This window comes from Streptomyces alkaliterrae (assembly GCF_007097205.2).
In the GTDB taxonomy this organism is placed as follows: domain Bacteria; phylum Actinomycetota; class Actinomycetes; order Streptomycetales; family Streptomycetaceae; genus Streptomyces; species Streptomyces alkaliterrae.
On the sequence record NZ_VJYK02000104.1, the window covers coordinates 1 to 17039 of the forward strand.

Below are 17039 nucleotides of genomic sequence, written 5' to 3' on the forward strand. Positions count from 1 at the left end.
GTGCGGGGGGCGGCGAGGGTGGGACGCGGCCGCCGGATCGGAGCGCGTGGAATGCCTGGGCCGGCGGTAGACGTCCCTGATTAGGAGGCCTTGTGAGCCACGAATACGAGGGCGATATCGCCCTACTGGAAGAAATCTCCGAGCAGGACCTTGACGGCGTCGCGCACGGCGCCGGCGGCGTCAATGCGTTCTCGTTCAGCGACAAGCTGGGCAACGACGGCAAGTGGTGCACCCTCACCAAGGAATGTCAGCGCTCCTGCAACTGACGTGCCCCGGCGGGCACGAGCATTGCGGTGCCAATCGGTGAACCCGGACGAAAGTAATCTGGAAAGGATTTCCCATGCTGGAGAAGAAGGACCTGCTCGGTGCCTACGACGAGGCTGAGCTGATCGAGCTGGCCGACTCCGAGGCCTTCGGTGGCACGACCCCGTCGTCGCTCGCCTGCATCACCGTGGCGACGGTCACGATCTGCCCGACGACCGCCTGCAGCAGCAGGTGCTGACTCCGCCACACGGCGGACCGCGCAGTTAAGCACCAGTAATGGAATGGGGGCCCTCTCCCCGGGCCCCCATTCCTGTCGGACGGCCGTTTCGCAAGTCCGTGCGGAAAGGGATTACAGGAGTACTGTGATATCTCCAGCCACGTATTATCCGGAATTCGACAGTGTGGAAGTCGAGGCCAGGATCACGCCGCTCGCGGCGTGTGACGAGGAGATCGTCCGCACGCTGCGGTGCGCCGCGCCGCCTCGGTCGTACGAGGCGCTGGTGGACAGCGCGTCGCGCGCGGCAGTGGACGAGTGGCTCGGCGAGGCCGAGGAGTACCCCTTCCAGAACGTGGTCAGAACCGTGGTGGCGGGTGTGGTGGCGGAATCCGATCCGCTGGGTCCGTACGCGGACGTTTTCCACGATCCGCGTGCGGCGCTGCGCGAGACGCTCGGCCGTGCCGAGTCCCGGCTGCGGGAGTTGTGGACCAGGCCGCTCGTCGCCGCGATCAACCACGCGCGTGCCCGGGGGCTGCTGTCCGGGGCGAGCCCCGAGGAGCGTTACGACGACTTCGTCGAGCGCGCGGTTCGCACCTCGTTCGAGGAGGTCAGCGGGCTGTCGTTCCCGGTGCTGCGGGACGTGACCCGGACTGTGCTCACGTACGAGGTGGCGAACGTGCGCGAGCTCTGCCGCCGCCTTCTCGCGGATCGTCAGGAGATCGCCCGGGTCTTCGGCATCGAGCCCGCGGACCGGATCGTGTCGTGCGGCTTCTCCGACGGTGATGCGCACAACCGCGGGCGGAGTGTGTCCGTGCTCGGTTTTGCCAGTGGGGCGCGGCTGGTCTACAAGCCCAGGGACGTGTCCTGTGAGGCGGCGTACGCCGCGCTCGCCGACCGGGTCAACGACCGGTACGGCACCTCGCTGGCAGCCGCCCCGGTGCTGCGGCGGGAGGGGTACGGGTACGTCGAGTTCGTGGCGGCCGAGGACGTCTCCGCGACGTCCGAGGAGTTCATGGAGGCGAGTGGCGAGCTTGCCGCCGTGCTCTACCTGCTCAATGCCCGCGACATGCACTTCGAGAACATCGTGGCGACCCGGCGAGGCCCCGTCCCCATCGATCTGGAGACGATCCTGCACCCGCGGCGGCTGTACGTGGGCGCCACTCCGGAGGCGCCGGGCAACGCCTACGACGCCCTCGGCGAGTCGCTTTACGGCATCGGCATCCTGCCGCTGGTCATGGTCGGCAAGGACGAGGGCGCGGGCCACGTGGACGTCGGCTTCCTCGGTGGTCAGGGCCGGGGCAGTTCCCCGTTCAAGACGGTCCGGCTTCTCGACCCGTACACCGATCACGTCCGGCTGGCGCTGGAGGCGCAGGAGAGCCCGCCTCGGCGGACCGTGGCGGGAGCGCTGACCGAGGAGGAGACGCACGCTCTGGGCGCGCACATGGCGGTCGGGTTCGGCAGGGTCTACCGCGCGGTGCTGGACGAGCCGGGGAGCTGGCGGGAGCTACTGCGGGAGGCCGCGAGCGGCGTGCGCGTGCGGTACGTCCACAACGCGACCGTGCTGTACGGGCAGACGCTGCGGATGGCGTCGAGCGCGCGGGCCCTGGACGACTACGAGCCCTACCTCGCGCTGCTGAAGCGGATCGCGATAGCCAGCCAGGACTCCTCGCGGGAGCTTGTGGCCTCCGAGCTTCGCCAGCTCGCCCGGCGCGACATCCCCTACTTCACCGTGGCCGCCGAAGGCGTCGCGCTGGAGGAGGGCGACGGCACTCCGACCGGTGCGGAGTTCGACAGGTCTCCGCTCGACCTGGCGCTGGAGAAGGCGGAGCGGCTGTCCGAGACCGATCTGGACGAGCAACTCAGGCTCCTGTACTCGGCCTTCTCCGCGAGTTTCCCCGACAATCACCTGGCACGTCCCGGGACCGCCGGCCCGGCGCCGTCCCGGCCCGACCCGGAGCGGTCCCGGTCCGCCGCCCGGTCCCGGTCCGCCGCCCGGTCCCGGTCCGCCGCCCGGTCCCGGTCCGCCGCGCGGTCCCGGTCCGCCGCCCGGTCCCGGTCCGCGACGTCCGAGGGCCCGGAAGCCGGCCACGCGGAGGGTGGAGCCGGGCTGGCCCGGCTCCTGGACGGCCTCTGCGCCCGGTTCCTCGCCACGTCGCTGCCCGACAGGTACGGGAACCTGCCCGCGACCTGGATCGGGCCGAGCGCTTCGGCCCAGGTCGGCAGACCCTGGCCGCCGGTGGTGCTCGGCTACGACCTCTACACGGGCCGGCCCGGGCCCGCCCTGGCGCTGGCGGCGGGCGGGCGCGTGCTGGACAACGCCGCCTACCGCGACGCCGCGGCGCAGGTCTTCGGTACCACCGCCGGCATCCTCGCCGACGGCACCTACGAGAAGCGCAGTCTTCGGCAGGCCGGTTTCGCGGGCTACACCGGGCTGTCGGGGCTGCTGTTCGCGTTGTTCGCCGCCGGTCGGCTGGTCGGCTCGGACGAGTGGACGGACGCGGCGCGCGAGGCGGTGCCCCTGGTGCTCGACCAGGTGCGTGACGAGCGGCCGGACGAGCTGCCGCTGGAGGCTGTGAGCGGCCTCGCCGGAGTGCTGTCCTGTGTGCTTGCGATCGGCGGCCCGCACGCCGACGCCGCGCTGGTGGAGCTCGCCGGGCTGCTCACCGACGCGCTGCGCCCGGGCCGGGTCCCCGCCGAACTCGCCCAGTCCGGCTGTGCGCACGGCGTCAGCGGGATCCTCGCCGTGCTCAGCCGTGTGCAACCGCGGCTGACGGAAGGCCGGCAGGTGGTCGGGGACGCACTCGCGCGGCTGTACGACCGGCTCGATGCCTTCTACGACCCCGACGCGCGGGACTGGTTCACCAACCTGGCCGGTCCGCGCAGCTTCTCCACCGGCTGGTGCCACGGGACCGCGGGCGTCGCGCTCGGCCTCTCCGCGTACGGGGCCCTGACCGGGGACGAGGACGTACTGCGGCGGCGCGGTACCGCCGTCGACACGATGCTCCGCCACGGCTTCGGCCGGAACATCACCTGGTGCCACGGCGACCTCGGCAACCACGACATCCTGCGTGAGCTGATACGCGACACGGGCGATCCGGACGGGCGGCTGCGCGAGGAGCTCGCCGCCGTCGAGTCGACGTGGCTGACTCCTGAGGTGTTCCGGCGCAAGCTCGCCGATCCGAGGAGCCGGTACGCGCACACCACCAGCCTGCTGGTCGGTACGTCCGGCGTGGCCCTGCACCTGGCGAATCGGCTGGATCCCGGCGTTCACGTGTCGCCGGTCACCCTCACCGTGGCGGAGGGCTGGACATGAGTGCTTTTTCGGTCCGCCGCGGCCACGCGGGCCGCGTCCCCGCGGTCACCCAGGTCACGCAGACGGAGTGCGGGCTGTGCTGCTGTATCGCCCTCCTGCGGTACCACGGGCGCGCGGAGGACGTCTCCAGCGTCCGGCGCGACATGGAGGCGGGACGCGACGGTCTGAGTGCCGGTCAGCTCGCGCGGTTCCTCAGGACGCGCGGCATGGACGCACGGCTGTTCCGTGCCGGGAGCGTCGCCGCGCTCGAGAAGTTCTCCTCGCCGGTGATCCTCTACTGGGAGGACTACCACTTCCTGATCCTGGAGAGGTTCGACGGTGAGAAGGCCGTCGTGATGGACCCGGGCGTCGGACGGCGCCGCATGACCCGCGAGGAGCTCGCGGCCGGCTTCAGCGGCATCGTGGTCTCGGCTGAGCCGGGCCCGGACTTCGAGCCGCTGCGGAAGAAGCCGCTGTCCGAGTGGCGCAGCATTCCGCTCTTCGCGGACGGCTCCCGCAAGCGCGTCGCCCTGGTCGCCGCGCTTTCCTTCAGCGGCTACGGCGCGGTGCTCGGCATTCCGCTGCTCACCGAGTGGGCGGTCGACGAGGCCATGCGCTGGCGGGACCTGAGCGGCCTCGGTCTCGTACTCGCCGCCGTGCTGGGCGTGGCCCTCGCCTACTTCGCGCTGCAGTTCGTCCGGGTGCTCGTGCTGTCGTCGCTGGTGGCGGTGCTCGGCAAGCACCTGATGACGCACACTTTCAGCAAGCTGCTCTCGCTGCCGTTCAAGTTCTTCTCCACCCGGCAACCGGGTGAGCTGCTGTTCCGGCTGAACAGCGTGAACTCGATCCGGGATCTGCTGTCCTCGCGCGTGGCCCAGGGCGTCCTCGACGTCGGAACCCTGGTGTGCGTCAACATCTACCTGCTCGTGGTCGAGTGGCGGCTCGGCCTCATCGCGACCGTCCTGTTCCTGCTGAACGCCGGCTACCTGATGAAGACGCGGCTGCGGGTGGCCGAGGTTGTCGACTCCGAGATCGCGCATCTGAGCAAGAGCCAGTCCACTCAACTGGACGCCATCGTCGGGATCTCGAACATCAAGATGGGCGGTTACGCCCGGGAGTTCCTCGACGGCTGGAGCAGCACCTACGACTCGTCGCTGGCGGCCATGAAGGCCCGGATGCGGCTCCAGCAGGGGCGCATCGGGGGCGTGACGGGCGCCACCCAGATGTTCGGCCCCATGGTGCTGCTGCTGTGCAGCCTGTACTTCGTGAGCCACGGCCACATCTCCCTGGGCCAGGCGATCGCCGTGCAGGCCGTCTCGGCCACGTACTTCGCCCTGTCGAACTCGATCTTCCAGACGTTCACCGAGTTCGCCGAAGTCACCCGGTACATGGCCCGGCTGAACGACATCGCCGACACCGACTCGGAATCGCCGGGCGGCTCCCGCACGGAACTCCCGTCGACCGCGATCAGCGTCAGGAACGTCAGCTTCCAGTACACGCGGCACAGCGAGGTCGTGGTGCACGACGTGTCACTGGAGATCGAGGCCGGCTCCAAGGTCGCGCTCGTCGGAGCCTCGGGCTCCGGGAAGAGCACCCTCGGTCGTGTCATCTGCGGTCTCCACGAACCCACCCGCGGCTCGGTGTCCTTCGGCGGCCGCCCCATGGCGGAGTACGACACTCAGGCACTCCGCCGCCGGATCGGCTACATACCGCAGGAGATACACCTGCACAACCGGACCATCATGGAGAACCTGACGCTGGGGCAGGACATCTCACCGGAAGAGGTTCGGGAATTCTGCGCCGAAGTGGGAATCCTCGAATTCGTCGAAAAGCTCCCCATGGGGCTCAACACGATGGTCTCGGAGTTGGGGGCCAATTTCTCCGGCGGTCAGCGGCAGCGACTGGCCATCGTCCGCGCGCTCCTGAAACGTCCCTCGATCCTTCTGCTGGACGAGGCGACCGCTTCCCTGGACACCGTCAACGAACGGCGTGTCTCGAATCTCATCCGGGACGTCGGTGCGACCCAGGTCATCATCGCCCACCGCCTCTCCACGATAAAGACGGCCGACCGGATCTACGTACTGGACAAGGGGCGTGTGGTCGAACAGGGCAGCCACGCGGACCTGCTCGCCGCAGGCGCGGTGTACGCGGACCTCTACACGGAAAAGCCCGCCGAGATTCTTCTGGGAGGAGAACCCGCATGACCGTACCCGAAGTCACAGTCTCCGCGTTCCGGCCGTTCTACCTGCACCTGGCTCCCCGGGGGACGGTGGAAGACGTGCTCCGTGAGCGAATCGGCGAGGCAGCCGCCCCCGAACACGTCGACGAACTGATCGACACCATCTGGACAGCGCTGGTCGTCACCGTCGAGGCGAGCTCCTACCGCATGCTCGTCGGTGAGTTCCACGCCTTCCGGGAAGCGCGCGGCCTTCCCCTGACCACGGAGAGCGACGCGGCACTCCGACTGTTCCAGCGGCACCTCTCCGACTCCGGAAACCGCCTGGAGATCCTTGCCGGACACCCCGTGTACGCGGAGAGGATCACCACGGTCGTGCGCCACACGCTCGACGCCTGGGCCGAGATGTTCACGGCCTACGTCGAGGACGGCGCGGCGCTGCGCGCGGCGGGTCTGGTGCCCCCCGGGCCGGAGGGCGGGGACCCCGTCGTCCGCGTCACCCCCACCGGTTCGGACGCGCACAACAACAGCCGCCAGGTCCTGATCGTCCGGCTGGCCAGCGGAACCAGGTTGGCCTTCAAGCCGCGCCCGCTGGAGTCGGACCGTTTTGTACGGGAGCTCTACGCGGCCGCCGATCCGTATCTGGTCCACTCCCTGGAGCAGTGCGTACCGCTCTCGGTCACGGTCGGCTCGCACGGCTGGCAGCAGTTCGTCGAAGCGCGCGCCCTGACGGAGTCGGAGGAGCCGGCCCGCTACTTCTACCGTTTCGGCGCGCTGTGCGCGATCTTCGCCGCCATAGGTGCGTGCGACCTCCACCACGAGAACCTGACGGCCCGCGGCGAGCACCCCTGCCTCCTCGACACCGAGACGATGCTGCGGGCCGACATCAACGCGTACGAGCCGTCCCTGACGTCCACCCTGACGAACCAGTTCAAGCTCTCCGTGATCTCCACGATGCTTCTGCCGGTCTCGAACCCCCAGTCGCACATCGACGTCGACCTGTCAGGTGTGGGAGCCGGCCACGCCCAGCAGTCGAACCTGAAGCGCCCCGTCATCCGCGACCGGGAGTCGGACGGCATCAGCGTCGACTGGGAACCCGTGGTCATCGAGCAGAGCGGCAACGTGCCACGCCTCGGCGACACCCCGCTGTCGGCCGTCGACCACTTCGCGGATCTGGTCGCCGGCTACACGGACGCGCTCGCGTTCGTCCGGAGCGACGCCATCGGCAAGATCCTCGACGCCCACGAGGGCCTTCCGGTACGAACCGTGCTGCGCCCCACGATGGTGTACGGCCGCTTCCTGGACGCCTCCAGTCATCCCGCGTACCTGTCCGACCCGGCCGAGGCCAGGCGCCTGCTGCACCTCGTCTCGAAGTTCCCGGACACCATGGCGCCCGAGGCCGCCGCTTTTGTCAGGGAGCAGGAGTACGCCGCGCTGAACACCGGCAACATCCCGCTCTTCCTCACCTGGTCCGACTCGGTGGCGGTGGCCACCCACCAGGCGAGCCACCCCGGCTACTTCGAGATGACGCCCGGCGACATCGCACGCCTGGGAGTCTCCCTCAACAGCGACCGCTCCGACCGCTACCACTGGTTCCTGCTCGAAGAACTGGTCGGCGAACTGACGGGCGACGACGACGCCTCGGGCCTGTCCTCCCACAGCGTCTTCGGGCGGGCGCTGGCCGCCGCCCCGGGGAGTTGGTGGCGGGACATCGCCGAGACGCTCACGGATATCAGCGTGGCCCACGAGGGCCCGGACGGCACGGATCGCTGGTGGCTCGGCGGCATCGGTCCCGGTCTGGGCGCCCCGACGGTCACCGCGGGTGAGTTCGTCGGGTTCCACGACTTCGGCGGCGTCGCCACCTTCCTCGGCAGGGCTGCCCGCGCTGACACGGCCCTCGGTGATGCGGCAGCCGCTGCCGACCGCGGTCTCACCGCCATGCTCGAACTCCGCGACGACGCTCTCCTGGGCACGGCGGAGTCCGTCTTCAGCGGTGCCTCCTCGGTGCTGCTGACACGCCACCACGAGGTGGACGCGGACCGGCTGGGCCGGATTCTCGACAAGATCGCCGAACGTGCGGCTTCCGGCGAGCTGGTGACGGATCTGGTGAACGGCCCGGCCGGAGGGCTGATGGTCCTGCTGTCCCACAAGGAGCACGGCACGGCCGAGGTTCCGCTGACCGCCGAGCGGCTCGGGTCGCTGGCCGACCTGGTCCTGTCCCACCAGGACGGCCTGGACGGGGCCGCCTGGTTCGACCTCGCGCACGGCCGGCTGGGACTGCGCTGGGCGTCGGCCCGCATCGGCCGGGTCCTGGGCGACCCGTCGCTCGCCCGTGCCGCGGCCGACTGGCTGCTCGCCCGTTTCAGGTCGGGCGAGGAGACGCCGCACCACGGGTGGTGCAAGGGCGCCGCCGGGCTGCTGCTGGCCTCGGCGGAAATCCTCGCCTCCGCCGGGCGCCAGGACTGGCTCACGCCCCGGAGACTGGCGGCACTGGTGGACAACGCGACCCGGTTGCCCGAGGACGGCGCGGTCGACCTGTCGGTCTGCCACGGCAGCAGCGGCGTCGTCCAGTCGCTGATCGCCAGCGCCCACGTCCTCGGCGACGACTCCCTGTTGGATCGGGCGTACGCGTACCAGGAGCAGGTACTCGGCAAGGCCCGTGCCCACGGCTTCTTCACCGGAGCCCGGGGCCGCACCTCGCTGCCCGGCTACATGCTGGGCTGGGCCGGTGTCGGCGACACCGACCTCCTGCTGCGCGGCACCTCCGAGGGAGTCGGCGGGGCCGTGTCGATCCCGGTCGCCCTCATGTCGAAGGGCTGAGGGGAGTGCGGTTCTCGTTGGCGCTGCCGACCGGCGTCGTCCGGCCGGAGCAGGCGGTCCCCTTCGCGCTCCTGACCCAGCGGACGGCGGCCCACCGGTTCTGGCAGGGCCAGGGGATGGTTCTGGACAGCCACCATCTGACGGTGTGGCTCGCCGGTCTCGGGATCAGGGTCCCGAGCGGGTTCGGCGTGTCCCTGATGCCGCTGCGGGCGCCCTACCAGGCGGCCGTGGAGGCCCGTTCCGTCGCGCTGTCCACGGGGCGGTCCGTCGTCGCGTGCTTCGGTCCCGGTGGCCCTGCCGGGCAGCGCGGGTTCCAGGGCAGGAGCTATGCCGGCCAGCTCGACGCCTGCCGGGAGTACGTGCACATCGTGCGCGGTCTGCTCGCCCACGGCGAGACACGGTTGTCTGGCGCGGAGTTCGCCACGAGCGCGCGACTCGCGGGACTCCCCGCACCGGACGTCTCGGTGGGGCTGGGAGTACTCCGAGCGCGTATGGCCAAGCTGGCCGGGGAGGTCGCCGACGTGGCCGTCACCTGGCTCGGCAGCGCCTCGTATCTGGACGGGACCCTGCTGCCCGCCCTGCGCGAGGGGGCGGCGAGACGGGTACGGACGGGTACGGACGCCGGCACCGGGACGGGCGTGGACACACACGCGAGCCCGCGTCCGCCGAGGGTCACCGCGTACGTCCCCGTGGCCCTCTCCGGTCCCGGCCGGGCGGCCGCCGAACTGGCGCAGGCCGCCTGCGGCGCCCACCTCCAGGCGCCGCACTACCGGGACGCGCTGCGGAGATCCGGTATCGCGCTGGAAGGCGACGGAGGTGCGGACGATGCCAGGAAGCTCGTGGACGGCGGGGTGTTCCTCTACGGAACCGTGGAGGAGATCCACGCGCGACTCGACGAGTACCGCGCGATCGGCGTCGACGAGGTGGTGCTGCACACCTCCGGGGTCGCGCTGACCAAGGGCCCGCGCGCCGCCGTCGACGATCTCGAACGCGTTCTCGAGGCCGCGCCGGACCCCGCGGTGCGCTGACGGAAAGGAGTCCGTGGGCTGGGCGCGCCACGGGCCGATCGGCCCTCGTCGCCTCGTCCGGGTGCGGTCGCGGCCGCCCCCGGGCCGCGCCGTTCCCAGGCCCGGCGTGCACGGTCAACGGCTCGGCGTGGATCGTCAACGCGGTGCTGCCAGGGGCGTGCCAGTGTCGTGACCGTCAAGCATCTGTCTGTGTGCCGCACCGGAGTGCGATCGGTGCGGCGGCGAACACCCGGAACGCCTTCCGCGAACGACCCTTCTCCGGCGCTCCGAACTGATGAAAGACGGGGGACATGCTTTTCCGGATTCTTGGCCCGGTCGAGATCGGGAGACTGCAAGTGGTCGCCGCGCCGACACGTACGGCGCTGCTCACCGCACTGCTGCTGCGGGCCGGGCAGCCCGTGAACGTCGACGAGTTGTCCGAGTTCCTGTGGGACGATCCGCCGGCCTCCGCCACGGCGAACATCCGCAGCCATACGACCGGCGTGCGGCGCGTCCTGGACTCGGCCGTCCCCGGGCTCAGTGACCGGCTCAGGACCCACCGGGGCAGTCGGAGCGGATACACGCTCTGCGTCGACGCGGAGGAGCTCGACCTGCACGTGTTCACCCTGCGGGCCCGACGCGGCCGGAACCTCCTGCTGCGCGGTGAGGTCGACGAGGCGGTCGTGGTGCTGGAGGAGGCCCTTGCCCTGTGGCGTGCCCCCTTCGGGCGCGGCCTGCCGCCCACGCGGTGGTTCGACGCACACGCGGCAGGGATCAACAGCGCCCGCTTCGACGCCTACCAGGACCTCTTCTCCGCCCTTGTCCTCGCCGACCGGACCACCGAACTGCTCGTGTACCGCATCGAGAGCGTCGTCGCCGAGGCACCGTACCGGCAGGGCCTGTGGGAGCTGCTGGCCGCGGCGCACTCCATCCACGGCGACGCCGCCGGCGCACTGAGCGCGATCACCCGCTGCCGTCGGCTCTTCGCCGACGATCTGGGGCTCTGCCTGCCCCCACGGGTCGAGGCGATGCAGCGGGCCGCGCTGGCCTGGAACGCCGAGGAAGCCCGCCGCCTGGTCGCCGCGCGCGCCCTGAGCACGGAGGTGGAGGCCCCCACTTCGGCGACGGCTCGGTCGGGAGCGGGCTGACCGCGAGCCGACGCGGCGACGCGCGTATCCCTGGGCCCTGCCCGCCGCGCCCAGGCAGGTGAAGATCGGCGTCTTCGTGCGCCGGGTGTCCCGGGGCGCGGGGCGGCACGGATGAGATGGGGGTGTGTCGTTTCCGCCGCCGGCGAAGTCCGGCTTTCGAGATCTGAGCCGGGGCTGGGCGTCCCCGCGTCCGTGGGTGCGGCTCCTGCCGGCCGTGCTGCTGGGCGCCGCGGTGGTGCTGAACCTCGTGACGCCCGCGCATCTGACCTTTCTCGGTCTGTTCGTCGCGGCGCCGCTGGTCGCCGCGGCGGTCGACACGCCTCGGGTCACCCTCGCCACGGTGGTGGCCACGCTTGTGATCACCACACCGCTGCTGACGGTCGTCAACGAACCACCGGGGTTGGTGCCGGTGGAGAGGACCGTGCTGGTGGGAACGGTCCTGGTGGTCGCCGTCCTCGCGCTGGTGGTCAACGCCATCCTGGTCGCCGCCCGCCGCCGGATGATGTCGGCGCTGGGTGTCGCGGAGGTCGTGCAGCGGGCCGTCGTGCCGTCACCGCCGAGGCGTTCCGGCCCGTTGAGCGTCGCCGCGCGCTACCGCCCGGCGCACCGGGACAACCTCATCGGCGGCGACCTCTACGCGACGCAGGAGACGCCGTTCGGTACCCGGCTGATCGTCGGCGACGTCTCCGGCAAGGGCCTCGGGGCCGCGGCGGCGGTGGCCGTGGTGCTGGGCGCCTTCCGGGAGTGGTCGACCCACGAGCCGGAACTGGCCTCCCTGGCTTGCCGGTTGGAGGAGGCGTTGCTGCGGGAGAACCGCCGGACCGGGCTCCTCAGCCCCGAGGAGGGCTTTGTCACGGCGGTGCTCGTCGAGATCCCGCGCGCGTTCCCCGACCGGCTGTCCGCCGTGTGCTGCGGCCATCCGCCACCCCTGCTCCTGCCGCCCGGCGAACCCCCGTACCACCTGCCCGTCGCGGAGAGCGCCCCGCCGCTCGGCCTGGGGCTCGACCGGGAGGCGCTGAGGAACGACGTCCGCGACGCGCGGTTCCCGCCCGGCTGCTTCCTCCTGCTGTACACCGACGGGGTCACCGAGGCCCGGGACGTGCACGGCGAGTTCTACGATCCGGCCACGGCGCTCGGCGGCCGGACCTTCCGCGACGCCGACGAACTGGCCGACGCGCTGGTCGCGGGCGTCGTCGCCCACACTCACGGGGCCCTGAAGGACGACGCCGCGCTCCTCGCCGTCCACCACCTCCCGGTCGCTCCCCGGGTCGAGGGACGGTGAAACGGCTGTTGCCGTTCGGTGACCTGGGGATGGGAGGGTCGTCGGATGACGGAGAGCGGGAGAGCGAAAGGGCCGCGGTGGCGCAGAGCACGTGCGGGGCTGGCGGTGACGGGCGCGTCGGCGATGCTGGCGGCACTGGCGGCGGCGGGTTGGTACGCGGTCGCCCGGGGGACGGAGTCGATGGCCGACCTGTCGCGGACGGCTGAGGTCGACGCGGCGAGCGGCCGGGCGAAGGCGGTGGCCGAACGGCGGGTGGAGGAGGTCGTCGGCACTCTGCCGGGCGATTCTCGGCGGTTCGGCGCGGCGGCGGCCGACCACTGCGTTCGGCACGTCCCCTTCGAGGGCGAACCCGCCGGCCCGTTGAGCTGCCAGTGGAGGCTCGAGCGCTACCTCGTCTTCGACGGTGATCTCAGGACGGTCGGCGAGCAGTGGCTCACGGCGCTCGGCGACAACGACCGGTGGATCGGCGAACGGATGCCGTTCGCACCGGACTTCGCCGCCACGTCCGAGCGGTACGAGTACCGCGACCCGCGCACTCACGACCGTCTGGTCGTGACGCTGGTGCGGGAGCCGGACGAACTGCGTCTCCTCGACGACAAGACCCGCTTCGAGGCGTTCGAGACCTACGAGCGGGAGCGGCAGGCGTTCACCGGGCGGAAGGCCGCGGAGCGAGCGTTGGCGGAGGGCCGGAGGGTCGCCAGGGTCTCGCTGGTCAGCGCCTACCACGCCCAGGACGGCCGCAACCCGCTGGAGCCGGTCGCCTGGTGATCGGGGCGGGCGGCGGCGGAGGCGCGGCGAGCCCGCGGGTCGAGGGGCCCGCGGGCGGGGTTTCGGCCAGGCTGTTCAGCCGTTCAGGGTGTTCAGGCTTCGACGACGCCGAGTTGCTGCATGAGGCCCAGGTCGTCGGTGTTCCACCAGCTTTCCGCGATCTTGCCGCCCGCGCAGCGGACGGTGCCGTGGCCGGTGCCCTTGATCTCCTTGTCGGTGGCCTCGATGCCCTGGTAGGCGCCGACGTGCCGGCCGGTGAAGCTGAAGCGGACCGACACCATGTCGCCCTCGGCGACCATGCTCTCGACGACGGCTCGCGGCCGGAAGGCCTCCATGATCTCGCGGTTCTCCCGCTTGGCCTCCTCGACGCCGAGGTCGTACGAGGACAGCGACGGGTCGTGCTCGCGGTAGTCGGCCGTGCACAGCTCGTCCATGACGTCGATGTTGCCGCCGTTGACGAGTTCGTCGAAGTAGCGGCGGACCAGTTCCTTGTTGAGCTGCTCGTCCCGGACGACGTCCAGGTCGGTGAAGGACGGTTCCGTCTCGCAGACAGCGACCATCTCCCGGAAGATCCGGTCCGTCTCCGGCAGGTGCGAGTTCTTCATGGCCTCCTCGTAGGAGGGGAACTCCACGATCTCCACGACGTGCGAGGTGTCCGCGCGGTCCTTGCCGAGAATCGCGTGCGTCGCCGTCCGCTTGCCCTTGGTGGCCTCCGCCCAGGAGTCCATCAGCCTGTTCAGCTCGTCGACGTTTGTCGTCCGACAGTCGATCACTTGCACAAATGACATGACGCTCATCTCCCAGCGAGTTCCGGAGCGTCCCGACGTTCTCAGGTTATGTCCGCGCCGGGGCCTTGTCTCGTTGGCGTGAGGGCGACAAAAGCGCAGGTCACGGCTGCGGTTTTGCCTCTGGGGCAAGGCGTTTGCCGGTGGGGCACGGCGCGTGTCTCAATGAGGGCATGGGTCCTGAGATTCCGGACGAGGGCGGCGCGGCGCCGCCCGCCGTCGCCCCCCGGCTGAGGGAGTTCCGCAGGCGCGGTGGCTTCAGCCTGGAGGCGGCGGCGCGACGACTCGGGCTGTCGCCCGCGCATCTGTCCCGGCTGGAGACCGGCCAGCGGCAGCCGTCCCTGCCGCTGCTGCTGACGCTCGCCAGGGCCTACGGCACCACCGTGTCCGACCTGCTCGGCGAGCGGGCCCCCGAGCGGTCGCCGGTCGTCCGGGCGGGGGAGCCGGAGGCGGTTCGGGCCGGCGGTTGGACGTACTGGCGGATCGGCGGCCCCGGCCGCGCGATGCAGACGCTCCGGGTGCACCTGCCGCCCGGGGCGCAGCAGGACCTGGTCCGCGTCCACCCGGGTGAGGAGTGGCTGTACGTGCTGGACGGCCGGTTGCGGCTCTCCCTCGGGAGTGAGCGGCATCTGCTCGATCCGGGAGACACGGCCCACTACGACAGTCTGACCCCGCACCGGCTCACCGCCGTCTCGGAGGGCGGGGTCGAACTGCTTTTTGTCCACACGCTGTTGCGGAGCCAGCCGGACGCGCTCTGTCTGGGAAGCGGGACGGGCGACGGTGCGGTACAAGGCTGAGAACTGAGAGGTGACCGGGCGTCATGTGGAGTGAGAAGACCGGCGTCGAGCGCGGCGAGGGGCGCTTTCCGCGCGGGCTGCCCCTTCGGCTGTTCGCATACACCGTCGCGGGGCACGGCTTCGCGGCCTTCCTCTACCTGCTGTTCTCCGTCGGCGCTGAGTGAGACGCAGGGGGAGGCGCGGGGTGGGACGCGCCCGACGTGCGGGCGGCGAGGGCCGCCGCGCCGATGAGGCCGGCGTCCAGGGCGAGTCGGGCGGGGACCACGCGGAGGTCCCGGGTGAAGTCGAGCGTTGCGTACTCCGTCAGATGGCGGCGCAGCGGGGCGAGGAGGAGGTCGCCGGACTGCGCCACGCCGCCGCCGACGACCACCAGGTCCAGCTCGACGAGGCTCGCGGTCGCCGCGACGGCGGCGGCCAGCGCGCGGGCGGCGCGGTCGAAGGCCGCGCGGGCGAGCGGGTCGCCGTCGACGGCGGTACGCGCGACCGTCGCGGCGGTCGGCGGCTGTCCCTCGGGCGGTTGCCAGCCGGTGGCGAGCGCGTGGGCGGCGATCGCCGTGCCGCTCGCGAAGCCCTCGACGCAGCCGCGCCCGCCGCACGGGCACGCGGTGCCTTCGAGGTCCACGGAGATGTGGCCGAGGTGGCCGGCGTTGCCGGTGCGGCCGGTGTGCGGTCGGCCGTCGAGGACCAGCCCGCCGCCCACTCCCGTCGAGACGACGAAGCACAGCGCGTTGTCGACGCCCCGGGCCGCGCCCAACCAGTGCTCGGCGGCGGTCATCGCCACCCCGTCGCCGACCAGTACCGGATCGACGCCGCGCGGCAGCCGCGGCCGTGCGCGCAGCCGCTCGACCAGCCGCTCGACCAGCGGGAAGTCGCGCCACGCCGGGATGTTGACCGGGCTCACCGTCCCGGCGGCGGCGTCGACCGGTCCGGCGCTCGCCACGCCGAGGCAGGTCACCGCCTCCCAGCGGGCGTCCGCCGCCAACTCGTCGAGTACGGCGGTCACGGCGGCCAGCAGCGTCTCGGCGGACTCCCGTGCGGGAGTGGGCCGCCTGGCGCGGACGAGCAGACGGCCCGAGCCGTCGACCAGCGCACCGGCGATCTTCGTCCCGCCGATGTCGATCGCCGCGTACACCATCGTGTGAGTCAGCCCTTCCCGCCGGAGCCGGGTTCGCCGGGGTCTCCCCGGGCTCCCGGGGCTCACTGTGCCCGGGCGGCGGCGTGGTTGTCCACCGCGGGTGAGCCGCACCTCGGAGGCGGGCGTCAGCGGCAGTGGACCGGGACGCGCTGTACCAGGTTGTTGCCGAAGCCGCCCCGGTTCCACGGCTGGTCGACGGGTTGGGCGTGCCCGTCGGCGTCGTGCGCGCGCACGGTCAGCACATGGTCGCCGGGCCGCGCCTCCCAGACGGCGTGCCACGCCTGCCACGCCCATCGGTGGTCGCCGGGGGGCGCCACCTCGGCGTCCGCCCAGGTCCGCCCGTCGTCGGCGCTCACCTCCACCCGCACGACCGGGCCGGCACCCGACCAGGCCCGGCCGGTCAGCGTCACCGGGCCGGCGTCCACCACCCGGGTGCGGGACATGAAGTCCGGGAAGCCGGGCGGGAGCAGCAGCGCGCGGGGCCGGATGCGGTCGACCGGTTCGCCCGCCTCGTCGGCGTCCTGCCGGTAGCGGTAGGCGACGTTCTGCTGGAAGCCGTCGAACGGCCGGTCCCGCACGCTGATGTCCCGCAGCCACTTCACATGCGCCATGCCGTACCAGCCGGGTACGACAAGCCGCAGGGGGTGGCCGTGCTGCGGCGGCAGCGGCATGCCGTTCATGGCATGGGCCACGAGGACCGGCGGGTCCTCGCCGGTGGCGACGGCCAGCGGCAGCGCACGCTGGTAGTCCTGCTCGACGCCGCGCTCCACGCCGTGGTCGGCGCCGGTGAACACCACGTCCACCGCGCCCGCTTCGACGCCGGCCTCCTCCAGCAGGACGCGCAGCGGCACGCCCGTCCACTCCGCCGTGCCGACGGCCTCCACGAGCCACGGCTGGCTCACCGGTCGCGGTGCCAGCCGGGCGCGGCCGTTCCCGGCGCACTCCATCGTGACCCGCAGCGTCTCGGTCGGGAACGCGCGGAGTGCGGGCAGGTCGAGGTCGAGTCGGTCGCGGACCAGGCCGCCGACGGTGAGCCGCCAGTCGTCGCCGTCGGTGGGCGGGATGTCGTAGTGCACGAGCACGTAGTGCAGTCCGGGAGGGGTGACGTCGTAGCGCAGGGCCTCCAGCGGCAGCCCGTGGTTGCGCGCGGCGAGCGCCAGCTCGTCGTGGCCGACGCCCTCGCCGTCCGCCGCGAGGCGCGCGGGCGCGCTGACACCGCTCAGCGGAGCTTCCATGCCTCCATGGTGCTCCCGCACGCCCCGCCACGACACCCGAACCCGCGCAACTGCCGACGGGCGCCACGCCGGACGGCACCCCTAGCATCGGGCCCATGGACTTGACCCGTCCC

Annotated in this window: 14 protein-coding genes; 11 read left to right on the forward strand and 3 right to left on the reverse strand. The window is 71.7% G+C overall.

Features of this window, described 5'->3' with window-relative positions; translation table 11 throughout:
* Window positions 1-92: 92 nt before the first annotated feature.
* The 9 genes from FNX44_RS12240 (at window position 93) to FNX44_RS12275 (ending at window position 12974) form a co-directional block, all read left to right on the forward strand.
* A complete protein-coding gene (locus FNX44_RS12240; protein ID WP_143648083.1) occupies window positions 93-266 on the forward strand; it encodes a plantaricin C family lantibiotic in 174 nt (57 codons plus the stop codon).
* A 74-nt stretch (window positions 267-340) separates the two neighbouring features.
* Complete coding sequence (locus FNX44_RS27980; RefSeq protein ID WP_173019171.1) at window positions 341-502, forward strand: class II lanthipeptide, LchA2/BrtA2 family; 162 nt, start codon at window positions 341-343, stop codon at window positions 500-502.
* Between the two features lie 163 nt (window positions 503-665).
* On the forward strand, window positions 666-3794 hold the full coding sequence (locus FNX44_RS12245) for a type 2 lanthipeptide synthetase LanM family protein (protein ID WP_323369300.1): 3129 nt from the start codon (window positions 666-668) through the stop codon (window positions 3792-3794).
* Entirely contained in the window at window positions 3791-5977 is a 2187-nt protein-coding gene (locus FNX44_RS12250) for a peptidase domain-containing ABC transporter (protein ID WP_143648085.1), read from the forward strand. The genes FNX44_RS12245 and FNX44_RS12250 overlap by 4 nt, the downstream gene beginning before the upstream one ends.
* The gene (gene lanM / locus FNX44_RS12255; RefSeq protein ID WP_143648086.1) at window positions 5974-8769 is read left to right on the forward strand and encodes a type 2 lanthipeptide synthetase LanM; all 2796 of its coding nucleotides are present in this window, start codon (window positions 5974-5976) and stop codon (window positions 8767-8769) included. Before FNX44_RS12250 ends, lanM begins: the two co-directional genes overlap by 4 nt.
* A 17-nt stretch (window positions 8770-8786) precedes the next feature.
* Window positions 8787-9797, forward strand: coding sequence for an LLM class flavin-dependent oxidoreductase (locus FNX44_RS12260; protein ID WP_228449841.1), 1011 nt, complete (start codon window positions 8787-8789; stop codon window positions 9795-9797).
* Between the two features lie 335 nt (window positions 9798-10132).
* The gene (locus FNX44_RS12265; RefSeq protein ID WP_323369301.1) at window positions 10133-10924 is read left to right on the forward strand and encodes an AfsR/SARP family transcriptional regulator; all 792 of its coding nucleotides are present in this window, start codon (window positions 10133-10135) and stop codon (window positions 10922-10924) included.
* Between the two features lie 196 nt (window positions 10925-11120).
* Entirely contained in the window at window positions 11121-12206 is a 1086-nt protein-coding gene (locus FNX44_RS12270) for a PP2C family protein-serine/threonine phosphatase (RefSeq protein ID WP_143648089.1), read from the forward strand.
* A 105-nt stretch (window positions 12207-12311) separates the two neighbouring features.
* Window positions 12312-12974 carry a hypothetical protein gene (locus FNX44_RS12275; RefSeq protein ID WP_143648090.1) on the forward strand — a complete coding sequence of 221 codons (663 nt, stop codon included), beginning with the start codon at window positions 12312-12314 and terminating at the stop codon, window positions 12972-12974.
* Window positions 12975-13066: 92 nt separating this feature from the next.
* Here FNX44_RS12275 and FNX44_RS12280 read toward each other — a convergent pair whose 3' ends face one another.
* Window positions 13067-13762 (reverse strand): ester cyclase, encoded by a 696-nt coding sequence (locus tag FNX44_RS12280; protein WP_143648091.1) that lies wholly within the window; start codon window positions 13760-13762, stop codon window positions 13067-13069.
* Window positions 13763-13932: 170 nt separating this feature from the next.
* Here FNX44_RS12280 and FNX44_RS12285 point away from each other — a divergent pair, with 170 nt between their 5' ends.
* Both FNX44_RS12285 and FNX44_RS27985 read left to right on the forward strand, forming a co-directional pair.
* Window positions 13933-14556, forward strand: coding sequence for a helix-turn-helix domain-containing protein (locus FNX44_RS12285; RefSeq protein WP_143648092.1), 624 nt, complete (start codon window positions 13933-13935; stop codon window positions 14554-14556).
* A 23-nt stretch (window positions 14557-14579) separates the two neighbouring features.
* Window positions 14580-14720 carry a DUF6126 family protein gene (locus tag FNX44_RS27985; RefSeq protein WP_173019172.1) on the forward strand — a complete coding sequence of 47 codons (141 nt, stop codon included), beginning with the start codon at window positions 14580-14582 and terminating at the stop codon, window positions 14718-14720.
* Here FNX44_RS27985 and FNX44_RS12290 read toward each other — a convergent pair.
* Complete coding sequence (locus FNX44_RS12290; protein ID WP_143648093.1) at window positions 14690-15691, reverse strand: ROK family protein; 1002 nt, start codon at window positions 15689-15691, stop codon at window positions 14690-14692. The two genes, FNX44_RS27985 and FNX44_RS12290, sit on opposite strands and share 31 nt — an antisense overlap.
* 125 nt (window positions 15692-15816) lie before the next feature.
* Window positions 15817-16926: a sulfite oxidase gene (locus FNX44_RS12295; protein WP_143648094.1), complete on the reverse strand. Its 1110-nt coding sequence runs from the start codon at window positions 16924-16926 to the stop codon at window positions 15817-15819.
* Window positions 16927-17039 lie beyond the last annotated feature (113 nt).

Bases quoted from the DNA above. Each gene is read 5' to 3' on its own strand.
- FNX44_RS27985 (WP_173019172.1), top strand. From the start codon at position 14,580: ATGTGGAGTGAGAAGACCGGCGTCGAGCGCGGCGAGGGGCGCTTTCCG.
- FNX44_RS12290 (WP_143648093.1), bottom strand. From the start codon at position 15,691: ATGGTGTACGCGGCGATCGACATCGGCGGGACGAAGATCGCCGGTGCG.
- FNX44_RS27980 (WP_173019171.1), top strand. From the start codon at position 341: ATGCTGGAGAAGAAGGACCTGCTCGGTGCCTACGACGAGGCTGAGCTG.
- FNX44_RS12295 (WP_143648094.1), bottom strand. From the start codon at position 16,926: ATGGAAGCTCCGCTGAGCGGTGTCAGCGCGCCCGCGCGCCTCGCGGCG.
- lanM (WP_143648086.1), top strand. From the start codon at position 5,974: ATGACCGTACCCGAAGTCACAGTCTCCGCGTTCCGGCCGTTCTACCTG.
- FNX44_RS12250 (WP_143648085.1), top strand. From the start codon at position 3,791: ATGAGTGCTTTTTCGGTCCGCCGCGGCCACGCGGGCCGCGTCCCCGCG.
- FNX44_RS12285 (WP_143648092.1), top strand. From the start codon at position 13,933: ATGGGTCCTGAGATTCCGGACGAGGGCGGCGCGGCGCCGCCCGCCGTC.
- FNX44_RS12280 (WP_143648091.1), bottom strand. From the start codon at position 13,762: ATGTCATTTGTGCAAGTGATCGACTGTCGGACGACAAACGTCGACGAG.